The 18,647-nt window shown below is 63.1% G+C and carries 17 protein-coding genes and 1 tRNA gene; 13 read left to right on the plus strand and 5 right to left on the minus strand.

Annotated elements, in window-relative coordinates; translation table 11 throughout:
* The first annotated feature begins 171 nt into the window (after positions 1–171).
* Together rplM and rpsI are read left to right on the plus strand one after the other, a co-directional pair.
* The gene (rplM, locus tag NKH37_RS19950; RefSeq protein ID WP_023717317.1) at positions 172–636 is read left to right on the plus strand and encodes a 50S ribosomal protein L13; all 465 of its coding nucleotides are present in this window, start codon (positions 172–174) and stop codon (positions 634–636) included.
* Position 637: 1 nt separating this feature from the next.
* The gene (gene rpsI / locus NKH37_RS19955) at positions 638–1,120 is read left to right on the plus strand and encodes a 30S ribosomal protein S9 (RefSeq protein ID WP_023717316.1); all 483 of its coding nucleotides are present in this window, start codon (positions 638–640) and stop codon (positions 1,118–1,120) included.
* A 22-nt stretch (positions 1,121–1,142) separates the two neighbouring features.
* Here rpsI and NKH37_RS19960 read toward each other — a convergent pair whose 3' ends face one another.
* A complete protein-coding gene (locus NKH37_RS19960; protein WP_023717315.1) occupies positions 1,143–2,099 on the minus strand; it encodes a LysR family transcriptional regulator in 957 nt (318 codons plus the stop codon).
* 95 nt (positions 2,100–2,194) lie between these two features.
* On the opposite strand from NKH37_RS19960, the gene NKH37_RS19965 reads away from it, so the two are divergent.
* Positions 2,195–3,067 carry an aldo/keto reductase family oxidoreductase gene (locus NKH37_RS19965; protein WP_353005512.1) on the plus strand — a complete coding sequence of 291 codons (873 nt, stop codon included), beginning with the start codon at positions 2,195–2,197 and terminating at the stop codon, positions 3,065–3,067.
* 111 nt (positions 3,068–3,178) lie between these two features.
* Here NKH37_RS19965 and NKH37_RS19970 read toward each other — a convergent pair whose 3' ends face one another.
* On the minus strand, positions 3,179–4,228 hold the full coding sequence (locus NKH37_RS19970; protein ID WP_023717313.1) for a glycerophosphodiester phosphodiesterase family protein: 1,050 nt from the start codon (positions 4,226–4,228) through the stop codon (positions 3,179–3,181).
* 303 nt (positions 4,229–4,531) lie between these two features.
* On the opposite strand from NKH37_RS19970, the gene speB reads away from it, so the two are divergent.
* From speB to NKH37_RS19985, 3 genes are read left to right on the plus strand one after another with little or no spacing between them, the layout of a single operon-like run.
* Positions 4,532–5,539: an agmatinase gene (gene speB, locus NKH37_RS19975; protein WP_352481211.1), complete on the plus strand. Its 1,008-nt coding sequence runs from the start codon at positions 4,532–4,534 to the stop codon at positions 5,537–5,539.
* Between the two features lie 22 nt (positions 5,540–5,561).
* Entirely contained in the window at positions 5,562–6,488 is a 927-nt protein-coding gene (gene argC, locus NKH37_RS19980; protein ID WP_023717311.1) for an N-acetyl-gamma-glutamyl-phosphate reductase, read from the plus strand.
* Positions 6,489–7,328, plus strand: a complete 840-nt coding sequence (locus NKH37_RS19985) for an aminoglycoside phosphotransferase family protein (RefSeq protein ID WP_023717310.1) — start codon at positions 6,489–6,491, stop codon at positions 7,326–7,328.
* Here the strand turns inward: NKH37_RS19985 and NKH37_RS19990 are convergent.
* Positions 7,318–8,412 (minus strand): COX15/CtaA family protein, encoded by a 1,095-nt coding sequence (locus NKH37_RS19990; protein WP_353005514.1) that lies wholly within the window; start codon positions 8,410–8,412, stop codon positions 7,318–7,320. The genes NKH37_RS19985 and NKH37_RS19990 overlap by 11 nt on opposite strands.
* A 151-nt stretch (positions 8,413–8,563) precedes the next feature.
* Here NKH37_RS19990 and NKH37_RS19995 point away from each other — a divergent pair, with 151 nt between their 5' ends.
* Complete coding sequence (locus NKH37_RS19995; protein ID WP_023717309.1) at positions 8,564–8,791, plus strand: DUF2842 domain-containing protein; 228 nt, start codon at positions 8,564–8,566, stop codon at positions 8,789–8,791.
* Here NKH37_RS19995 and NKH37_RS20000 read toward each other — a convergent pair.
* Positions 8,788–9,846, minus strand: coding sequence for a polysaccharide deacetylase family protein (locus NKH37_RS20000; protein WP_353005516.1), 1,059 nt, complete (start codon positions 9,844–9,846; stop codon positions 8,788–8,790). The two genes, NKH37_RS19995 and NKH37_RS20000, sit on opposite strands and share 4 nt — an antisense overlap.
* Before the next feature lie 89 nt (positions 9,847–9,935).
* Between NKH37_RS20000 and NKH37_RS20005 the strand changes: the two genes are divergently transcribed.
* Positions 9,936–11,165 (plus strand): GNAT family N-acetyltransferase, encoded by a 1,230-nt coding sequence (locus tag NKH37_RS20005; RefSeq protein WP_352481216.1) that lies wholly within the window; start codon positions 9,936–9,938, stop codon positions 11,163–11,165.
* Positions 11,166–11,186: 21 nt separating this feature from the next.
* Here NKH37_RS20005 and NKH37_RS20010 read toward each other — a convergent pair whose 3' ends face one another.
* Complete coding sequence (locus tag NKH37_RS20010) at positions 11,187–13,442, minus strand: GumC family protein (RefSeq protein ID WP_353005517.1); 2,256 nt, start codon at positions 13,440–13,442, stop codon at positions 11,187–11,189.
* 255 nt (positions 13,443–13,697) lie between these two features.
* On the opposite strand from NKH37_RS20010, the gene NKH37_RS20015 reads away from it, so the two are divergent.
* The 5 genes from NKH37_RS20015 (at position 13,698) to NKH37_RS20035 (ending at position 18,455) form a co-directional block, all read left to right on the plus strand.
* A complete protein-coding gene (locus NKH37_RS20015) occupies positions 13,698–14,261 on the plus strand; it encodes a polysaccharide biosynthesis/export family protein (protein WP_023717305.1) in 564 nt (187 codons plus the stop codon).
* A 12-nt stretch (positions 14,262–14,273) separates the two neighbouring features.
* Entirely contained in the window at positions 14,274–15,398 is a 1,125-nt protein-coding gene (locus NKH37_RS20020; RefSeq protein ID WP_352640066.1) for a glycosyltransferase family 4 protein, read from the plus strand.
* Positions 15,399–15,521: 123 nt separating this feature from the next.
* Positions 15,522–17,057, plus strand: coding sequence for an undecaprenyl-phosphate glucose phosphotransferase (locus tag NKH37_RS20025; RefSeq protein ID WP_352481219.1), 1,536 nt, complete (start codon positions 15,522–15,524; stop codon positions 17,055–17,057).
* Positions 17,054–18,388 carry an O-antigen ligase family protein gene (locus NKH37_RS20030; RefSeq protein ID WP_353005518.1) on the plus strand — a complete coding sequence of 445 codons (1,335 nt, stop codon included), beginning with the start codon at positions 17,054–17,056 and terminating at the stop codon, positions 18,386–18,388. Before NKH37_RS20025 ends, NKH37_RS20030 begins: the two co-directional genes overlap by 4 nt.
* Positions 18,379–18,455: transfer RNA gene (locus NKH37_RS20035), tRNA-Pro, on the plus strand. Before NKH37_RS20030 ends, NKH37_RS20035 begins: the two co-directional genes overlap by 10 nt.
* Positions 18,456–18,647: the final 192 nt, after the last annotated feature.

Raw genomic sequence — 18,647 nt, forward strand, 5'->3', positions numbered from 1 at the left:
AGATGGCTTTTCACGCGCCTTGACGTAGTCGCCGCTCTCTCCTATAAGCCCTCACGGAACAGCGGCCCGCAAAGGCCGCCGTTTTGTTATTGGCGGCGGGCAAGTGCCTTTCGCCAATCCAAGCAACAAGAAACGCCTTCTTTTGAAGGTCCGAACCGAAAGCAACAATCCATGACAACCTTTTCGCAGAAGCCTGCGGATGTGGTGAAGAAGTGGGTGCTGATCGACGCCGAGGGTCTCGTCGTCGGCCGTCTCGCCACTGTCATCGCCAATCATCTTCGCGGCAAGCACAAGCCCACTTTCACCCCGCATGTCGACGACGGCGACAACGTCATCGTCATCAATGCCGACAAGGTGGTGTTCACCGGCAAGAAGTTCACCGACAAGGTCTATTACTGGCACACCGGTCACCCCGGTGGCGTCAAGGAACGCACCGCGCGGCAGCTGCTCGAGGGCCGCTTTCCCGAGCGTGTCGTTGAGAAGGCCGTCGAACGCATGATCCCGCGCGGCCCGCTCGGCCGTCGCCAGATGAAGAATCTCCGCGTCTATGCAGGCACGGAACATCCGCATGTCGCCCAGCAGCCCGTCGTCCTCGACGTGGCCAAGCTGAACGCCAAGAACAAGAAGGTTTCGTAAGATGGCTGAGCTTTCCTCGCTCGCAGAACTCGGAACTGCCACCGGCAACACCAACACCCAGCCGGCTGCACCCGTCCATGTCCAGAAGCTCGACAAATCGGGCCGCGCCTATGCCACCGGCAAGCGCAAGAACGCCATCGCCCGTGTCTGGGTGAAGCCCGGCTCCGGCAAGATCGTCGTCAACGACAAGGTGTTCGCCGAATATTTCGCGCGCCCGGTTCTGCAGATGATCCTCAACCAGCCGATCATCGCTGCCAACCGCGCCGGCCAGTACGACATCGTTGCCACCGTCATCGGCGGCGGCCTCTCCGGCCAGGCCGGTGCCGTGCGCCACGGCATCTCCAAGGCGCTGACCTATTACGAGCCGGCGCTGCGCGCCGTGCTCAAGAAGGGCGGCTTCCTGACCCGTGACAGCCGCGTGGTCGAGCGCAAGAAGTACGGCAAGGCGAAGGCCCGCCGGAGCTTCCAGTTCTCCAAGCGCTAAGCGCTGCGAAGCTACACAGAGTTCAAAGGCCGCCTTCGGGTGGCCTTTTTCTTTGTGCCGTGCCCGTGATGTCAGAGTTCATCGGCAATGCCTTGATGAAGTCGACGAACGCCCGCAGCGGCGCCGGTACGAGGCGCCGGCCGGGATAGTAGAGGAACGGCCCGGAGAAGCTCTGCCACCAGGGTTCGAGGACGGGTTCGAGTGCACCGCTCTCGAAATGCGGGCGAAGCCAGTCCTCGAACAGCTTCACGATTCCGGTGCCGGCGATCGCTGCATCAACGGCTAAATCGGCTGCTCCGCCGATCCCCACAATCAGTGGCCCCGTCGGATCGACCCGCACCACCTCGTCGTCGCGCTCGAACTCCCATGGCGTTATCGCACCGCTGGGAAAGCGGCCGCGCAGGCAGGCGTGGCCGAGCAGGTCGCGCGGGTGTTGCGGCCGGCCATGACGATCCAGGTAGGCCGGGCTGGCGGCGGTGGCGAAGCGCTGCACGCGCGGCCCGATCGGCACGGCGATCATGTCCTGTTCCAGCCGCTCGTCGTAACGGATGCCGGCATCGCAGCCGGCCGCCAGCACGTCGACAAAGCTCTCCTCGGCGATCACCTCCAGCCGGATACCGGGATAGGCGGCAAGGAACCGCGGCACGATGCTGGGCAGGACCAGTCGCGCCGCGCTGACTGGCACATTGAGGCGCAGCGAGCCGGCCGGCCTGTCGCGAAAGCCGTTCACCACGTCCAGCGCCGACTCCACCTCGGTCAAGGCTGGACCGAGCCGCGCCAGCAAGCCTTGGCCGGCCTCCGTCAGGACGACGCTGCGCGTCGTCCGGTTGAGCAGCCTGACACCGAGCTGCGTCTCCAGGCGGCGCACCGCCTCGCTCAAGCCGGACGCACTGCCGCCGCTGGCGCGTGCCGCATCCCGAAAACCTTTGGCGCGCGCTACGGCCACGAAGGCGTTCAGATCCCCGAGATCAATCTGCATTGTTCGTCATTCCGCACAGCCCGTGCGAATTGTACCCAATTATCGCGAGATCGGACACCGTCTATCTGTGCACCATTCCCTGAAGGAGAAAGACTATGTCCAGCGTCGACCAGTCCGGCACATTCATCCTCGGCGACCGCAAAGTCAGACGGCTCGGCTACGGCGCCATGCAGCTCGCAGGGTCCGGCGTCTTCGGCCCACCAAAGGACCACGATGCGGCATTGGCCGTGCTGCGCGAAGCCGTTGCGCAGGGCGTCAATCACATCGACACCAGCGACTTCTATGGCCCACACGTCACCAATTTGTTGATCCGCGAAGCGCTCGCACCCTATCGCGACGACCTCGTTATCGTCACCAAGATCGGCGCCCGGCGCGGCCGGGACGGAGCATGGCTGCCGGCCTTCTCGGCCGACGAGCTGACCAAGGCGGTGCACGACAATCTGCGCAATCTCGGGCTCGACGTGCTGGAGGTGGTCAACCTTCGAGTCATGTTCGACGCGCATGGCCCCGCCGAAGGGTCGATCGAGGCCCCGCTTGCAACGCTTACCGAGCTTCAGCGACAGGGCCTTGTGCGTCACATCGGGCTGAGCAACGTCACCGCTGCACAAATCGCCGAAGGCCGCAGGATTTGCGAGATCGTCTGCGTGCAGAACCAGTACAATCTGGCGCATCGGGGCGACGATGCGTTGATCGACGATCTGGCCCACGGCGGCATCGCCTATGTGCCGTTCTTCCCGCTTGGCGGCTTCAACCCGCTGCAGTCGTCGACCTTGTCCAAGGTCACCGCACGCCTCGGCGCCACGCGCATGCAGGTCGCGCTCGCCTGGCTGCTTCGCCGCGCGCCCAACATTCTTCTGATCCCCGGCACGTCTTCAGTTGCGCATCTCAGGGAGAACCTCGCCGCAGGCGATCTCGCGCTGCCGGAGGATGCGCTCGAGGCGCTAGAGGGCGTGGCGATGGCCGCTTGACCTGCGCACGAGGCGCGAGGTGCCGCCAGCCGGTGTTGGAGACTAGCGAAGGCGGTGATGAGCCAATCTCCCCCCTCGTGGGGGAGATGTCCGGCAGCGCGACCGCCGCTCCTAGTTAATGCTGGCCGTATTCGCCGGCTCGGCCGGGCCGGCATAGGGCACGCGAAAACCGTTCGCCGCCAGCCAATCGATGGCGGCCTTCGGTTCGTCGGTCTGGATGATGGTGGCGCCGCGCTCGACCCAGAAGCCATAAGTCTCGCGCGGCAGGCTGGCCGCGACCGCCAGCTCGTCGCCGCGGCCACCGGCGAGGAAGCCACCCGGCTTGTTGACGATGGCATAGGTGTCGGCCCAGATGTGCCAGTCACCCCTCACCGCCAGCGCGCGCATGCGCGGGCTGAACAGCGGGCCGCCGGTCTCGGTCAGTGTCTCGGCGCCAGCCCGCCAATTGATCAGTTCGATCGCCCGCACCGGGAACGCCCGGCTGACTTTTTCGGCAAACATGGCGTCGTGAACCGCATCGTCGGCAATGATCGGCATGAACTGGAAGCCGCCGTCGATCGCGTCCATGGCGGCCGCAACCGTGGCGATCCTCTCCGCATCCCACAGGTTCTCCTTGACGATCACCTGTTCGGCCATGCCGAGGTCGCGCGCGACCGCGACCATGCCGGCGAGGCTTTCGGTATCGAGCTTATTGTCGAGATTGATGAGGATCCTGTCCCTGGTCGCCATCAACATTTCGCGCAACGTCGAGACTGTCTCGCCCGTAAAGGCGCCGGTGCCTTCGATCACCAACCGGCACGTCTTGAGTTCGGCCAGCGTGCGCTTGACCACCTCGCCCTTGCAGTTCGTGGTGCGGTCGAGCCAGCTGTCATGCATGACGACGAACTGTCCGTCCTTCGAGCGCCTGATATCGACCTCGACGATTTCGGCGCCCATTGCAATCGACGCCTCGACGGCGGCGATCGAATTTTCGGGATAGAGCGTCTTGCCGGCCTGCATGCCGCCGGCGCGGTGCGCGGCCACCATCACATGGTCGCGCCATTGGTTGGCGTGCTCGAACCGGTCGAGAATCTGCCTGGCGCGCGTTTCGCCTGCCGATGCATGGCCAAGGGAGGCCGCCAGCGCCGCGGAAAGCAGAAGGCTCAGCCAAGTCGTTCGCATGAGACAGGTCGTTCGCATGAGAATCGCTCCGTACCGGATCGACACCCGGTTAAGCGACGCTCGTGACAGCCTAGTGAACGAAGCCGGCTTCGCAAACGCTGGAAAATCAGGTTAATGCCGGCCGAAACGGCCGTAGCGGCTACTTTCGGTTGCTAACTAGGCAATCTCCGGGCCAGCCATGCGGGGCTCTCCTGGCAAGCAAGGATTTGTGACCGGGCCGAATAGCCATGTTCTTCCGAAGGGGTCGCAATTCTGAGAATTATGGCCAATAAGGTTGCGCGTCGACGCACAGGAGATCGCTTCATGCCGCCAAGGACCATCGATCACGCCTTCACCACCCGCTCCAGGACGGGCGCGTCGTTCGAGCCGACCTATGCCGGCGCGCTGTCGTTCATGCGGCGCAAATATTCGAAGGACGTGAAGGGCGCCGATGCGGTGGTGTGGGGCATTCCCTTCGACGCGGCGGTCACCAATCGGCCGGGCGCGCGTTTCGGACCGCAGGCGATTCGCCGCGCGTCGGCCATCCTCGACAACGATCCGCAATATCCGTTTTCGCGCGACCTGTTCGAACAGCTTGCCGTGGTCGATTTTGGCGATTGCCTGCTCGACAGCGGCAATCACCAGAAGACCCCTGCCACGATCGAACGCGAAGCGGCGAGGATCCTGAAATCCGGCGCCTTTCTGCTATCGCTCGGCGGTGACCATTTCGTCACCTGGCCGCTGCTCAAGGCGCATGCCGCCATCTACGGCCCGCTGGCCCTGGTGCAGTTCGACGCTCATCAGGACACCTGGCCCGACGACGGCAAGCGCATCGATCACGGCTCCTTCGTCGGCCGTGCGGTCAAGGAGGGCATCATCGACCCCGACCGGTCGATCCAGATCGGCATCCGCACCCACGCGCCCGATACGTTCGGCATCAAGATCCTGTATGGCCATGAAGTGGAGGAAATGCGGGCGTCCGACATCGCCTATGCCATCGTCGACCGTACGGGCGGCAAGAAGACCTACGTCACTTTCGACATCGATTGCCTGGATCCGGCTTTTGCGCCCGGCACCGGAACGCCGGTAGCGGGAGGCCCGTCTTCGGCAAAGATCCTGTCGGTGCTGCGCCAGATCAACCAGGTCGATATCGTCGGCGCCGACGTCGTCGAGGTTGCGCCAGCCTATGATCACGCCGATATAACGGCAATTGCCGGCTCGATGGTGGCCATGCACTATCTCGGGCTGCTGGCGGAACGAAAGGCCCGGCTCGAGGAAATGAACCAGGGCAATCACAGCGTTGCCGGATTGAATCAGGCAAGCGGCATATAGCTAACAGGAATTTTGGCAGGCAATGAAACCGAAAATCTTCATCGACGGCGAGCACGGCACCACCGGTCTGCAGATCAGGGCGCTGCTTGCCGAGCGCGGCGACCTGGAAATCATCTCCATCCCGACTGAGCGCCGCAAGGAAACGGCAGCGCGCGCCGAGTTCCTCAATGCCGCCGATGTCGCGATCCTCTGCCTACCGGACGCGGCAGCCAAGGAAAGCGTTTCGCTGATCGCCAATGACACCACCAAGGTGATCGACGCCTCGACGGCACATCGCGTCGCCGAGGGCTGGGAATATGGTTTCGCCGAAATGGACAAGGACCAGGCGAAGAAGATCGCTTCGGCGAAGCGCGTCGCCAATCCGGGCTGCTGGCCGCAAGGACCGATCGCGACGCTGCGGCCGCTGGTTGCGGCGGGGCTGTTGCCAGCCGATTTTCCGGTCACCGTCAACGGCATTTCTGGCTATTCCGGCGGCGGCCGGCCGATGATCGAGGATTATGTCGCCAAGGGCGAGGATGCGTCGGAATTCCTGCCCTACGGGCTGACGCTGCAGCACAAGCACGTGCCGGAGCTCAGGACCTATGCCAGGCTTTCGCAGGATCCGATCATGCAGCCGGCGGTCGGCAATTTCGCGCAAGGCATGATCACGGTAGTGCCGCTGCAACTCGGCGGTCTCGACCATGTACCGACCGGCGCTGAGCTTCACGCGGCGATCGCCGACCATTTTGCTTCCATTGATCGTGGCGTGGTCGAGGTGGCGCCGTATCTGCATCAGGAACGCATGCCTGACATCGATCCGGAGATCTACAACGGCACCAACCGGATGAAGCTCTATGTCTTTGCCAATGACGACAGGGCGCAGGCGCTGCTGCTTGCCGTCTACGACAATCTCGGCAAGGGTGCCTCGGGTGCAGCCGTGCAGAACATGGATCTGATGCTCGGCCTCTGAATGGATGCGCCGGCATTTCCGAAGCGCTGGAAGGTCGGCGCGCCCGAACTCATCGCCGAAACCTTCAGCAGCCGCATCTGGAAGGTTGCTCGCGAGGACGACTCACCGGCAATCGTCAAGGATCTAAAGCCTTTCGACGATGTCGAGGACGAGTTGCGTGGCGAGCATTTCCTCGCCTGGCGACGCGGCGAAGGCGCGGTGCGGCTGCTCGGCCGCGACGGCCACCGCATGCTGCTCGAATACGCCGGCGACAGGATGCTGTCACACCATCTTGCCGAACAAGGCGACAATGCCGCCACCGCGATCGCGGCCGAGGTAATGGCAAGACTGGTCTCGCCGTCGAAGCACCCTGCCCCGCCGGATCTCCAGCCGTTGCGGACCCGGTTCTCCAGCCTGTTCAAAAAGGCCAAGGCCGATCGCGCCGCCGGCGAAAAGAGCCTGTATGTCGAAGCAGCCGAAATCGCGGAACGGCTGCTGTCCAATCCGCATGACGTGCGGCCGCTGCATGGCGACCTGCACCACGACAACGTCATGCACGGTCCGCGCGGCTGGCTGGCGATCGACCCGAAGGGCGTTCTCGGCGACCCCGGCTTCGACGCGGCCAACATGTTCTACAACCCACTCGACCGAGACGATCTTTGCCTCGATACGCGGCGGATCGGCCATATGGCGCAAGTCTTTGCCGCAACGCTCGGCCAGTCGCCGCCCGCGATACTGGACCACGCCATCGCCTATGGCTGCCTGTCGGCTGCATGGCATCATGAAGATCGCAATGCGGTCGACGAGGACCGCGAGCTGGCGATCGCCATGGCGATCCGGACGGTGCGGCTCAGCCTCTGAGAGCAATCTCGTGGGGCAGCGGATAAGCGCCCTTGGTGCCGCGCCCGTGCGCGGCGGCAAAACCCAGCAGGAACAGCGCGAATGCCTGATGCGTCAGGGCCATGTGCAGCGGCACATGCATCAATAGGGTGCCGATGCCGATCGACGCCTGCACCACGACAATCAGGAACAGCAGCGTCGCGCGTCGGGCATGCGTCGTGCCCGGCAGACGCCGGCGTGTCGCAATCATGTGCCAGAGCGCGACCGCGAAGATCGTGTAGGCGCCGACCCGGTGGATGAACTGCACCGTCTTCGGGTTTTCGAAGAAATTGCGCCATGCCGGCTCGAGCAGCAGCAGGTCGCCGGGGACCAGTTTGCCGTCCATCAGCGGCCAGGTGTTGTAGCTCAAGCCGGCATCGAGCCCTGCGACCAGCCCGCCGAGATAGATCTGGACCAGCGCCAGCAGCACCAGAAAGCCGGCCAGACGTTGCGTCGATCGGTCGGCGGCCGGTTCGGAGTGTGGGGCCAGTCCGCGCGCGACCACCATGGTCGCCGTGAAGATCAGCGCCGCCAGCGTCAGATGCGTCGCCAGCCGGTATTGGCTGACCGAAACCCGGTCGGCCAACCCGGACGCCACCATCCACCAGCCTATCGCGCCCTGCAGGGCGCCGAGAAGGAGGATGCCCGACAATTTCGTGCCGAGGCCGCGCTCGATGCGGCGCGTCGCCCAGAAGAACAGCAACGGCAGGGCGAAGACCACGCCGACACTACGCGCCAGGATGCGGTGCACCCACTCCCACCAGAAGATCGACTTGAACGCCTCGATGCTCATGCCCTTGTTGAGTTCGGCATATTGCGGGATCTGCTGGTAGCGCAGGAACTCCTCCTGCCACTCGGCATCATTGAGTGGCGGGATGACGCCGTGAATCGGCTGCCATTCGGTGATCGACAGGCCCGAATCGGTGAGCCTCGTAGCGCCGCCGACCACCACCAGCGCAAACAGCACGAGGAGGACGACATAGAGCCAACCACGTACCAGCGCGCGGTTGCGAAGGTCGCGATCGCGGGCTGCGAAAGGCACAGCATCGGATATGGCAGCAGCCATGGCTTTGTCCCGGCAGTTGAAGTCGCGGATTGGTGAACCATCGCAACCCGGCTTGCAAGACCGGACAGCGCGGCACGCCGTCGCGCCGTTTCTGGCGGGTTGCGCGTATTGGCTGTTCGGCTTAAGCGATAGCGATCAACGAGATCGCGTTATGCCCATTCGCCTGAAAAAGCTGATCGGAAGCTTCCTGCTGGTACTGCTGGTCGTCGTCTATGCGATGGTCGCCTCGATCGTGGCAGTCGCCCAATTGTCACAGTCCGGGCCGCTGGCGCACTTCATCTTCTTCCTGCTGAGCGGGCTTTTGTGGGTGCTGCCGGCGATGGGCATCATCAAATGGCTGATCCTGGAGCCGCGGCCGAAGGGCCGAGGCAACAGTTAGATCGTCACCACCGTCTTGCCGGCATTGGCCAGCGGCGTCGTCACGCCCGACAACATTGTTCGGATGTGGGCGACGCTCTGATAGCGGCCATTGACCGAAATGCGCGGCAGGGCATGCAGGAACCCGGCATGCTCGGCGCGGAGTATGCCGTGGCGGGTCGTCACGGCCGAGGCATAGCCGGCATCGCGGACAAGGCCCACTTCGCGACGGCCGACGGCGCTGGCATAACCGTAGGGATAGGCGAAATGGCGCGGCTCCTCGCCGAGTTCGGCCTGCAATATGCGCTTGACGTCGCCGATCTCATGCCGCGCGTCGCTCTCGGAAAGCCGCTTCAGATTGCAATGATTGACGCTATGCGCTCCGATCGTCACCAGCGGGCGCGCGGCCATGGTGCGGAGCTCGTCCCAGTTCATCAGCGTGTTCGGGCGCGAACCGCCCAACTCGATGCCGTTCGAACGCGCCAGATCGCGCAATACCGCACGCTGGTCCTGCTCGCGCACCTTCAGCGTCAGATGAGCGTGCAGGCGCGCATTGGCCTGGACCTTTTTTCCTGGGTTCGAGCAATCGATCGTCACCGGGCCGTCCGGCGTCGTCAGCGTCAGGCGATCGCGCGCATTGACGATGTCCTCGACCACGTCCCACCACAAATCGGCAGCGCCATCAATCAGTCCCGGCGCGACGTAGATGGTGATCGGCGCGCCGTGCTTCTCCAGCACGGGCAGCGCCTCGGTCATGTTGTCTCGATAGGCGTCGTCGGCGGTGATCGTCGCGAACTGGCCGTCCTTGTCGCCAGCCTTGATGCGCTCGATTGCCTCGTCCAGAGTAACGAACGTGTAGCCGTTCGCCTTCATGTCGGCGATCACGATGTCGAGGAACCCAGGCGCGATGTTCAAGTGGCGGTTGACGCCGTTCGGCTTTTCCGGCGTCGCGGTGACCCGATGCAGCATCAGGATGGCGCCAAGGCCGCCGATGAACGGCTTGGCCAGCGGCGCAAGACCGGAATAGCGGGCGAGATTGAGCGCCAGTTTGCGGATTGCCTCGCCCCCGTCGATCATTCATTCACCTTTTGCGCCTAAGCTCATCAAGCATGGAATGCGCCTGCGCGGACCCCCAATCGCGACGAATACGCCCTAAGGATTGAGGTATGGTTGACGCCACCGCGTCATTTGACGGCAATCGGCTGGCAAGCAGCGAGGCGTCGCCGTGTGCCTTGCCGGCCGGCAAAGCCGGCCTGTCGACCTCGGTTGCCGATAGTGCGGCGCTGGCGGCGTACGCCGAATTCTGCCGTTCGGCGCTTTTTGCCCCGGCGCAGAGCGCAGGCTGGATCCTGAACTGGGCCGCACATACCGGCGCCGACGTTGTCGTTGCGACGCTGCGCGCCGACGACAGGCCGGTTTTCTCGCTGGCGCTGGAGGTCACCCGCAGCGGAGCATTCCGCGTTGCGCGCTTCATGGGCGGGCGCCATGCCAACGGCAATTTTGCCGCTGCCGACCTGCAATGGCTGGCGAATGCCGATATCGCGGCGATCCGTTCGATGCTGGCCGCGATTGCCAAGGCGCGGCGCGACATCGATCTTGTCGCGCTAGAGCGGCTGCTGCCTGATCTCGACGGCGTTGCCAACCCGCTCTCCGCCTTGCCGCATTTTTCGAGCCCAAATCTGTCGCTGGCCGCCGGTCTTGTCGGAGGGTTTGATGCACTGCTCACCCGCGTGAGCGGCAAGCGCAGGCGCAAGAAGCATCGCTCGCAGGCGCGCAAGTTCGAGGCCGTCGGCAGCTATCGTCGCATCGAGGCGAGGACTGCGGACGAGGTGAACAGGCTGCTCGACGCCTTTTTCGAGATGAAGGAATTCCGCTTCCGCAAGATGGGCATCGTCAATGTTTTCGGTGAAGCGGAGGTGCGCGCTTTTTTCCGCTCGCTGTTTGCCGAAGCGCTTCAAGAGGAAAACCCGTGCTTCGTGCTGCATGGGCTGGAAGTCGCCGGCAAGCTTCGTGCGGTCACCGGGTCGAGCCGCTCGGGCAAGCGGCTGATCTGCGAATTCGGGGCGATCGCCGAGGACGACCTCGCACACACCAGCCCCGGCGACTTCCTGTTCTTCGAGAACATCCAGGAAGCCTGCGAGACGGGTTTTGAAATCTATGATTTCTCAGTCGGCGACGAACCCTATAAGCGATTGTGGTGCGATGTCGAAACGCAGCATTTCGAGGTGCTGGTTCCGCTGACGCTGAAGGGCCGCGCGCTGGCGCTTGCGCTCAGGCACGGCGCAAGCCTGAAAGCATTCATCAAGCACAGCCCAATGGTCTGGAAGCTGACCAAGCTGCTGCGCCGCAAGGCTGTGGGACAGACAGCACCGGCCGCAGGCGAAGACGACAGCTGATTTCGATTTGAGAAAACTGCCTCAGGCGGCCGAGCGCCGCCCCGGCATTGGCCCCGGCGCCACATGGCCGATTGGCGTGACCAGCGTCAGGTCGGGATAGCCGCTCTCGATGAGCGCGACTGCGGCTTGCGTCACCTCGTCGTCCGGCTCCAGCATGGAGAGCAGCACCTCGGTGCCCTCGCCCACTAGGCGGCTGATGCCTTGCGCGTCCGCTGGCCCGCATTCGACAACGACCAGGTCATAGGCGGTGGTCAGCGACTGCATGATGATCGGCAGCCGGTCGGCGGCGCGCATGGCACGGACCGGATCGGCTGTGCCGACGGGAATCACGTGGCAGTCCGAATAGAGATCGGGGTGGATCACATCGCTGAACTGCGCTTGCGAGGCGAGCAGATCGGTGATGCCCGGAAACAGCCCGCTGTCCAGCATCGGCCGCGAGGCAGCACCCGAAGCGGTGAGATCAAGCAGCAGCACGCGTAGCCCGGCGTCAGAGACTGCGCGCGCCACCAGCACCGCCGAGGCAGCCGCCTCATCGCCTTCCGGCGACACGAATATGGCGCGGGCGGCACCGGTGGCGATCAGTTTTTCCGCGGCCTTGTCGATGTCGACCTCACCGAGGGTGGAACGTGCCGGTTCAATGTCTGCAGCAGCCATCTCAGAGTACTCCGGTTCGATTTTCTCGGCAGCCGCTTCCGCCACCGCGACGGGTTCCGGCTCCAGTTTGGTTTCAGTGACACTGTTGTCGGACTCACCGAGCCGGTCGATCACGGCGACTGCCGGTTCGGGCCGGGCAACCGGCGGGCCGGGCTCGGCCACTACGCGTTCGGCCTGGACAGCCGGCATCGCAACCTGCTCGATGCGTTCGAAATGGGCACCGGCGGCCGGACGCATGGCGCGGCCGGAAAACAGTTCCTGCAGCAACGTGACGATCGCCATGAGGAGCAACGAGCCGACAAAGGCCGCACCGACAATCGGACCAATCTTGGGGAAATAGGGTTCGGTCGGCGCCCGGGCCTCCGAAAATAGGCGAGCGTCGACAGGCAGGTAGTTACGATCCTTGCGTGCGGCCGCCTGGAGATAGCTGGACGAGTAGAGATCGAGTTGCTGGCGCTTGGTCGCGGCATCGCGCTGCAGGGCATCGAGTTCCACCTGCTCTTCGCCGGCGCGGGCGGACGCCGCCTTCAGGGTGTTGACGTCGGCCACGAGTTGAGCCTCTCGTGCCTTCGCCGTCTCGGCCTGCGCCATCAGACCCTTCATGATCTTTTCCGCTTCGTTGCGGATCTGGTGGTCGAGATCGGCGAGCTGCGACTTCAGCGCACGGATGCGCGGATGATTGTCGAGCAAGGTGGTGGAAAGGTCGGCGATGTTGTTCTTGAGTTCGACTTGCCGCTCGCGCAGGCGCTGGATCAGGTCGGAAGACAACACCTCTGGAACGGCATCCAGCGAGCCGCCATTGCGCAACGCCCTGCGCACACTGTCGGCGGTCGCTTCCGCCGAAGCGCGGTTGGCGCGTACCCGTGACAGTTCGCTCGACAATTCGGACAGCTGCTGGGTGGCAAGCACCGAATTGTTGCCGCCCATCAAAAGATCGGACTGCGCACGGAATGCGGCAACCTTGGCCTCCGCCTCCTTCACCCGGTTCTGCAGGTCCGCGATTTCCGGCGCCAGAAAGTCGGTGGCGGCGGAATTCGATTCGAGCTTGGCGTTGCCCTTGGAGGCGATATAGGCGTTTGCGATGGCGTTCGGGATTGCGGCGGCAAGCTGTGGATCCTCTGACGAGAACTCGATAGCGATCGCGCGGGTTTTTTCAACGCCATAGACGTTGAGCTTGTCATGCATTGCGTCCAGCACGCGCTCTTCCAGCGGAATCTCGAAGGGATCGCTTTTCAAGCCAACGAGGACAAGGGTGCGGCTCAGCGCCGACATCTTCAGCGCCTCGTCGAATTCGGGCAATTTCGCGAGGTTGAGCTTCGCCGCCACCTGTTTGAGGATGTCAGGGGACGAAATGATCTGGACCTCGGTGGCCACAGCCTCTTCGTCGGGAATCGACCGCTCGTTGCCGTTGGCACCGGCTGGCCGCGTGAACTCCGATTCTCGAGGCCCGATCTCCAGCTTGGCTGCCGCCTTGTATTCGGGCGTTGCAAGCCAGGCGAGCGCAAAGGCCAGGCCGGTTACAGCCAGCGCGACGACAAGGATGCGCAGCCAGTTTCGCGCCAGGCTGGCGAAAAGCTGCCTGAGATCGACGTCGACATCTGCGGCCGCGGATTGAACGGACATGCATCCCTGCTCCGGTACTGAGTCAGCATGCACCATAAACAACTATGGTAACTCAGCCGTTAATAACGCGGTAAGCACCTGTTAGGCTCTGCTAACAAGCCGCAAACAAGAGGCTGAAAACCATCTGCATTTGTCGATCGGGCCCGCATCGGCCGCGCGCCTTTACCGGCCATTAACCCTAACAGGATGATAACCGAGCTCGATCGTTAAGGTTTGCCGCAGAGTCGCCGGCTATTCAAAGGTACGTGTCCGCTCATGAAAAGCACTGCTCCCCTTTTCCGCGCGCTGCTTGCCGTATCGATGCTTTCGGGCTGCTCAAGCTACCGGCCGACGCCGGCCGCCTTCCATGAAGTGCTCGACCAGCCCTATCGCCTCGGTGCCGGCGACCGCGTCCGCGTCACCGTGTTCGAGCAGGAAGGATTGACCAACACCTACAGCGTCGACCAATCCGGCTATCTCTCGCTGCCGCTCGTCGGCAACGTGCCGGCGCGCGGCCACACCGCCCAGCAACTCGAGGGCGAGATCGCCGAGAAACTGCGCCAGGGCTATTTGCGCGATCCTGACGTTTCGGTCGAAATCGATCGCTACCGGCCGATCTTCGTCATGGGTGAAGTGGGCGCGGCGGGCCAATATTCCTACGTTCCGGGCCTGACCGTGCAGAAAGCCATCGCCATCGCCGGCGGCTTCACGCCACGCGCCAACCAGGAAAGCGTCGACATTACCCGCGACATCAACGGCAAGGTTATAACCGGACGCGTGGTGACCTCCGACCCGCTGTTGCCCGGCGACACAGTCTATGTTCGCGAACGCCTGTTTTGATGTGCTGACCAAGTGGCGGACACACTCAGGATCGTCCACTGCTTTCGCTCACCCGTCGGAGGCATCTTCCGGCATGTGCGCGACCTGACCGAGGCTCAGGTCGCCGCCGGCCATGCCGTCGGCATCGTCTGCGATTCGACGACTGGCGGCGATTTCGAGGAACGGCTGTTCGAACAGATGAAAGGCAGCCTGGCGCTCGGCATTCATCGCACACCGATGCAGCGGCATGTCGGGCCAGGCGATCTCGCTTCGGCCCGACGCACCTATAGGATCATAAAAGAATTGCGGCCGGACGTGCTGCACGGGCATGGCGCCAAAGGTGGCGCCTATGCCCGTCTGTTCGGCTCATTGTTGCGGGTATCCAGGTCTCGCGTAGCCCGCCTTTATTCGCCGCATGGCGGCTCACTGCACTATGACGAAACCACGGCGATGGGGAAGCTGTTCTTCGCGCTCGAACGCTTCATGGCTCGCTTCACCGATTGCCTGCTATTTGTTTCCGATTATGAGCGGCGGACTTATCGCAGGAAGGTCGGCGAGCCGCCCATTCCGAACGCTCTCGTACACAACGGCCTGCGCGCCGCCGAGTTCGAGCCGGTGCAGACCGAGCACAATGCCGTCGACCTCCTCTATATCGGCATGATGCGCGACCTCAAGGGCCCGGACATCTTCATCGATGCGCTGGGGCGAGCCGCAACACGGCTCGGTCGCCCATTGAAAGCGCTGATGGTCGGCGACGGCGACGACCTGCCGCGCTATCGCGCCAAGGTAGATCAGCTCGGCCTCGAGGTCAGCTTCCTGCCGCCGATGCCAGCCAGGCTCGCCTTCACGCTGGCCAAGCTGGTCGTCGTTCCCTCGCGCGCGGAAGCCATGCCTTATATCGTTCTGGAAACGCTTGCCGCCGGCAAGCCGCTAATCGCGACGTCGGTCGGGGGCATACCGGAAATCTTCGACACCGGCTCCCCTGCCCTGATCCGGCCCGACCCGCGCGAACTTGGCGACAAGATAAGCGCCGCTCTGGCCGATCTCGACGCCTACAAAGGCCTGATGCCCGGTGCCGCCGACCTCAAGGCACGGTTCGGCGCGGATGTAATGGCCGCCGAAATCGAAAAGGCCTATTTCGCCGCGCTCAAACAGTAGAGCAACTGATATCCACTCGGCTGCAAAAGGCCCCCGGTGAAAGCGTCTCCAAAGCCATCTGTTGTTTCAAGGGTTTCTTAGCTCTCTTTTGCTATTCACCTGAGGGAAACCTACGGACGCCCCATGAACGAAATCGACCCCGCGCGCCGTTTTTCGCTAGACGCGGTGCGCAAATTCGACGCCCCTGCCGAGAACAACACGGCCGGCGGCATGAACGACGTTGCCCGCCAGGTCGCCTCGCAATACCGGCGCGATACGATGTCGCCGATCATGGTCAGCGGCGTCCTGCGCATGGCGGAATTCGCGCTGCTGTTGGTGTCGGGTCTTGCCGTCTATTTCTACTATGTCGGCTTTTTCAGCTATCTTGCCTGGCAATACTCGCTGACGATCGCCGCCACCTCGTTCCTCGCGGTCGTTTTGCTCGACGTCACCGACTGCTACCAGATCGTCGCGCTGATGCGGCCGATCGCCAATTTCGGCCGCCTCCTGCTGGTCTGGGCTGGAACCTTCGCCTTGATGGCGCTCACCGCCTTCACCATGAAAATGTCGGAAGACTATTCGCGCCTGCTCTTCGGCACGTGGTTCGTTATTGGCTTCGTGCTGATCCTGGGTCTCCGGCTGGTGATGTCGAAGCTGATCCGGCGCTGGGCGCGCGACGGGCGGATGGAGCGCCGCGCCGTCATCGTCGGCGGCGGCAAGGCGGCGGAGGTGCTGATCCGCTCGGTCGAAAAGCAGCCCTACAACGACATCCGCATCTGCGGCATCTTCGACGATCGTGGTGACAAGCGTTCGCCGCCGGTTGTCGCCGGCTATCCCAAGCTCGGCACGATTTCCGAGCTCATTGAATTTGCCCGCATCGCACGCATCGACATGCTGATCGTTTCGCTGCCGCTGACCGCCGAATCGCGCGTGCTGCAACTGTTGAAGAAGCTGTGGGTGCTGCCGGTCGACATCCGGCTGTCGGCGCATTCGAATGCGCTGCAGTTCAGGCCGCGCGCCTATTCCTACATCGGCTCGGTGCCGATGCTCGATATCTTCGACAAGCCTATCAACGACTGGGATTCGGTCGCGAAACGCGCCTTTGACATCGTCTTTTCGATCATCGGCATCATCGTGTTCTCGCCGGTGATGCTGGCGACCGCGATCGCGATCAAACTCGACAGCAAGGGCCCGGTGCTGTTCCACCAGAAGCGGCACGGCTTCAACAACGAAATCATCGACGTCTATAAGTTCCGTTCGATGTACACCGACAAGGCGGACCCGACGGCGAAGCAGACCGTGACCAAGAACGATCCGCGCGTCACCCGCGTCGGCCGCTTCATCCGCAAGACCTCGATCGACGAATTGCCGCAGTTCTTCAATTCGCTGTTCGGTTCACTGTCGCTGGTCGGGCCGCGCCCGCACGCCATTGCCGCGCAGTCGCACAACCTTCTCTACAATGAGGTGGTCGACGGCTATTTCGCCCGACACAAGGTCAAGCCCGGCGTGACCGGCTGGGCTCAGATCAATGGCTGGCGCGGCGAGATGGACACCAACGAGAAGATCCGCATGCGCACGGAATACGACCTCTATTACATCGAGAACTGGTCGCTGTTGTTCGACCTGAGAATCCTGTTCCTGACGCCGATCCGCCTGCTCAACACGGAAAATGCGTATTGAGCGCGACGGCCTACGAATTGCCGGCGGCGGCGGTCAACGCCAAGCTCATTGCGCTGATTGCGTCAGGGGCAGTTTTCCTCGGCGTCTTCCTGTCCGGTTTCGTCATTGCCGAGCCGGCGCCATACGACCTCTATATGATCGGGCTGATCGTGGTGTGGCCCTTGTTCGGCCTGCGCATCCAGCGCGCGGCGGTGCCACTTCTGGTGCTGCCGGTAATCATGAACATCGGCGGAATGATCTCGATGACGCAGATGTCGGACCTCGCCGGCACGCCGCTCTATCTCGCCGTCTCGCTGTTCCTGACCCTCACCGCGGTTTTCTTCGCTTCCGTAACGGCCGTCCAGCCCAGTCTCTACCGCGTGATCTTCGTCGCTTATGTCGTGTCGGCAGTGCTGACTTCGCTGGTCGGCATAGCCGGCTATTTCCATGCCTTTCCAGGAGCGGAGATCTTCACCAAATACGACCGTGCCGCCGGCGCCTTCCAGGACCCGAACGTGTTCGGGCCGTTCCTGGTGCTGCCGGGCATCTACCTGCTCTATCTGCTGCTTACCGGCTCGATCGTGCGCATGCCTCTATTGGCGGTGCCGCTGCTGATCATCACCGCCGGCATCTTCTTTTCCTTTTCGCGCGGCGCCTGGGGCATGTTCGCAGTTTCGGCGATCCTGCTGACCGGGGCCTTGTTCCTGCAGAGTGCCAGCGGCAAATTCCGGCTGCGCGTTGTCGTCATGACCATCGCCGCCGTCGGACTGCTGGTCATTGCGATGATCGTCATCCTGCAACTGCCGGGCGTGGCGGAGATGTTCTCGAATCGCGCGCAACTCGAACAAAGCTACGACACCGCCCGCCTCGGCCGCTTCGCCCGCTACACGATCGGCTTTCAGATGGCGCTGGAGCATCCGTTCGGCATCGGCCCGCTCGTCTTCGGCAAGATGTTCGGCGAGGACACACACGACATCTGGTTGAAGATGCTGATGGATTACGGCTGGCTCGGCTTCGTGTCGTTCCTGACGCTGACGTGCTGGACGATCGCCGCCGGCTTCCGCATTCTGCTGCGCGACCGGCCCTGGCAGCCTTATCTACTATGCGCCTATGTCGCCTTCATCGGCAATATCGGGCTCGGCACCTTCATCGACATCGACCACTGGCGCCATGTCTACCTGCTGCTCGGCCTGATCTGGGGCGCCATCGCGCTCGAATACCGCCATCAGTGGCAGTTTCGGGCGGCGCGGCGCCCGCAACCTCCGTTGCTGTTGCTTCAGGCCGGACAGCAGCCGAATTCGGTTGACCGGACCCAGTCTATCACGATACATCGCGACCGGTCCGGAGTGTAGCGCAGCCCGGTAGCGCACTTGACTGGGGGTCAAGGGGTCGTCGGTTCGAATCCGGCCACTCCGACCATTAAATCCAAAGGCTTAGCCAGTTCCCCCAACTGGCCATACAGAATAGCCGCATTGCAGCCAGCGCAACACGATTTCGACCAAGGGCTTCGCTCGCCAGGTCAATGTGGAATAGCCCAAACCAGCATGCAAAAAGCTCGCGCCTTCCGGGAGAAGGACGCGAGCAGATCGGTGCAACCCGATCTGGCAGCAA

This window comes from Mesorhizobium sp. M1217 (genome assembly GCF_040318275.1).
GTDB lineage: Bacteria > Pseudomonadota > Alphaproteobacteria > Rhizobiales > Rhizobiaceae > Mesorhizobium.

Bases quoted from the DNA above. Each gene is read 5' to 3' on its own strand.
- rplM (WP_023717317.1), top strand. From the start codon at position 172: ATGACAACCTTTTCGCAGAAGCCTGCGGATGTGGTGAAGAAGTGGGTG.
- rpsI (WP_023717316.1), top strand. From the start codon at position 638: ATGGCTGAGCTTTCCTCGCTCGCAGAACTCGGAACTGCCACCGGCAAC.
- NKH37_RS19960 (WP_023717315.1), bottom strand. From the start codon at position 2,099: ATGCAGATTGATCTCGGGGATCTGAACGCCTTCGTGGCCGTAGCGCGC.
- NKH37_RS19965 (WP_353005512.1), top strand. From the start codon at position 2,195: ATGTCCAGCGTCGACCAGTCCGGCACATTCATCCTCGGCGACCGCAAA.
- NKH37_RS19970 (WP_023717313.1), bottom strand. From the start codon at position 4,228: ATGCGAACGACTTGGCTGAGCCTTCTGCTTTCCGCGGCGCTGGCGGCC.
- speB (WP_352481211.1), top strand. From the start codon at position 4,532: ATGCCGCCAAGGACCATCGATCACGCCTTCACCACCCGCTCCAGGACG.
- argC (WP_023717311.1), top strand. From the start codon at position 5,562: ATGAAACCGAAAATCTTCATCGACGGCGAGCACGGCACCACCGGTCTG.
- NKH37_RS19985 (WP_023717310.1), top strand. From the start codon at position 6,489: ATGGATGCGCCGGCATTTCCGAAGCGCTGGAAGGTCGGCGCGCCCGAA.
- NKH37_RS19990 (WP_353005514.1), bottom strand. From the start codon at position 8,412: ATGGCTGCTGCCATATCCGATGCTGTGCCTTTCGCAGCCCGCGATCGC.
- NKH37_RS19995 (WP_023717309.1), top strand. From the start codon at position 8,564: ATGCCCATTCGCCTGAAAAAGCTGATCGGAAGCTTCCTGCTGGTACTG.
- NKH37_RS20000 (WP_353005516.1), bottom strand. From the start codon at position 9,846: ATGATCGACGGGGGCGAGGCAATCCGCAAACTGGCGCTCAATCTCGCC.
- NKH37_RS20005 (WP_352481216.1), top strand. From the start codon at position 9,936: ATGGTTGACGCCACCGCGTCATTTGACGGCAATCGGCTGGCAAGCAGC.
- NKH37_RS20010 (WP_353005517.1), bottom strand. From the start codon at position 13,442: ATGTCCGTTCAATCCGCGGCCGCAGATGTCGACGTCGATCTCAGGCAG.
- NKH37_RS20015 (WP_023717305.1), top strand. From the start codon at position 13,698: ATGAAAAGCACTGCTCCCCTTTTCCGCGCGCTGCTTGCCGTATCGATG.
- NKH37_RS20025 (WP_352481219.1), top strand. From the start codon at position 15,522: ATGAACGAAATCGACCCCGCGCGCCGTTTTTCGCTAGACGCGGTGCGC.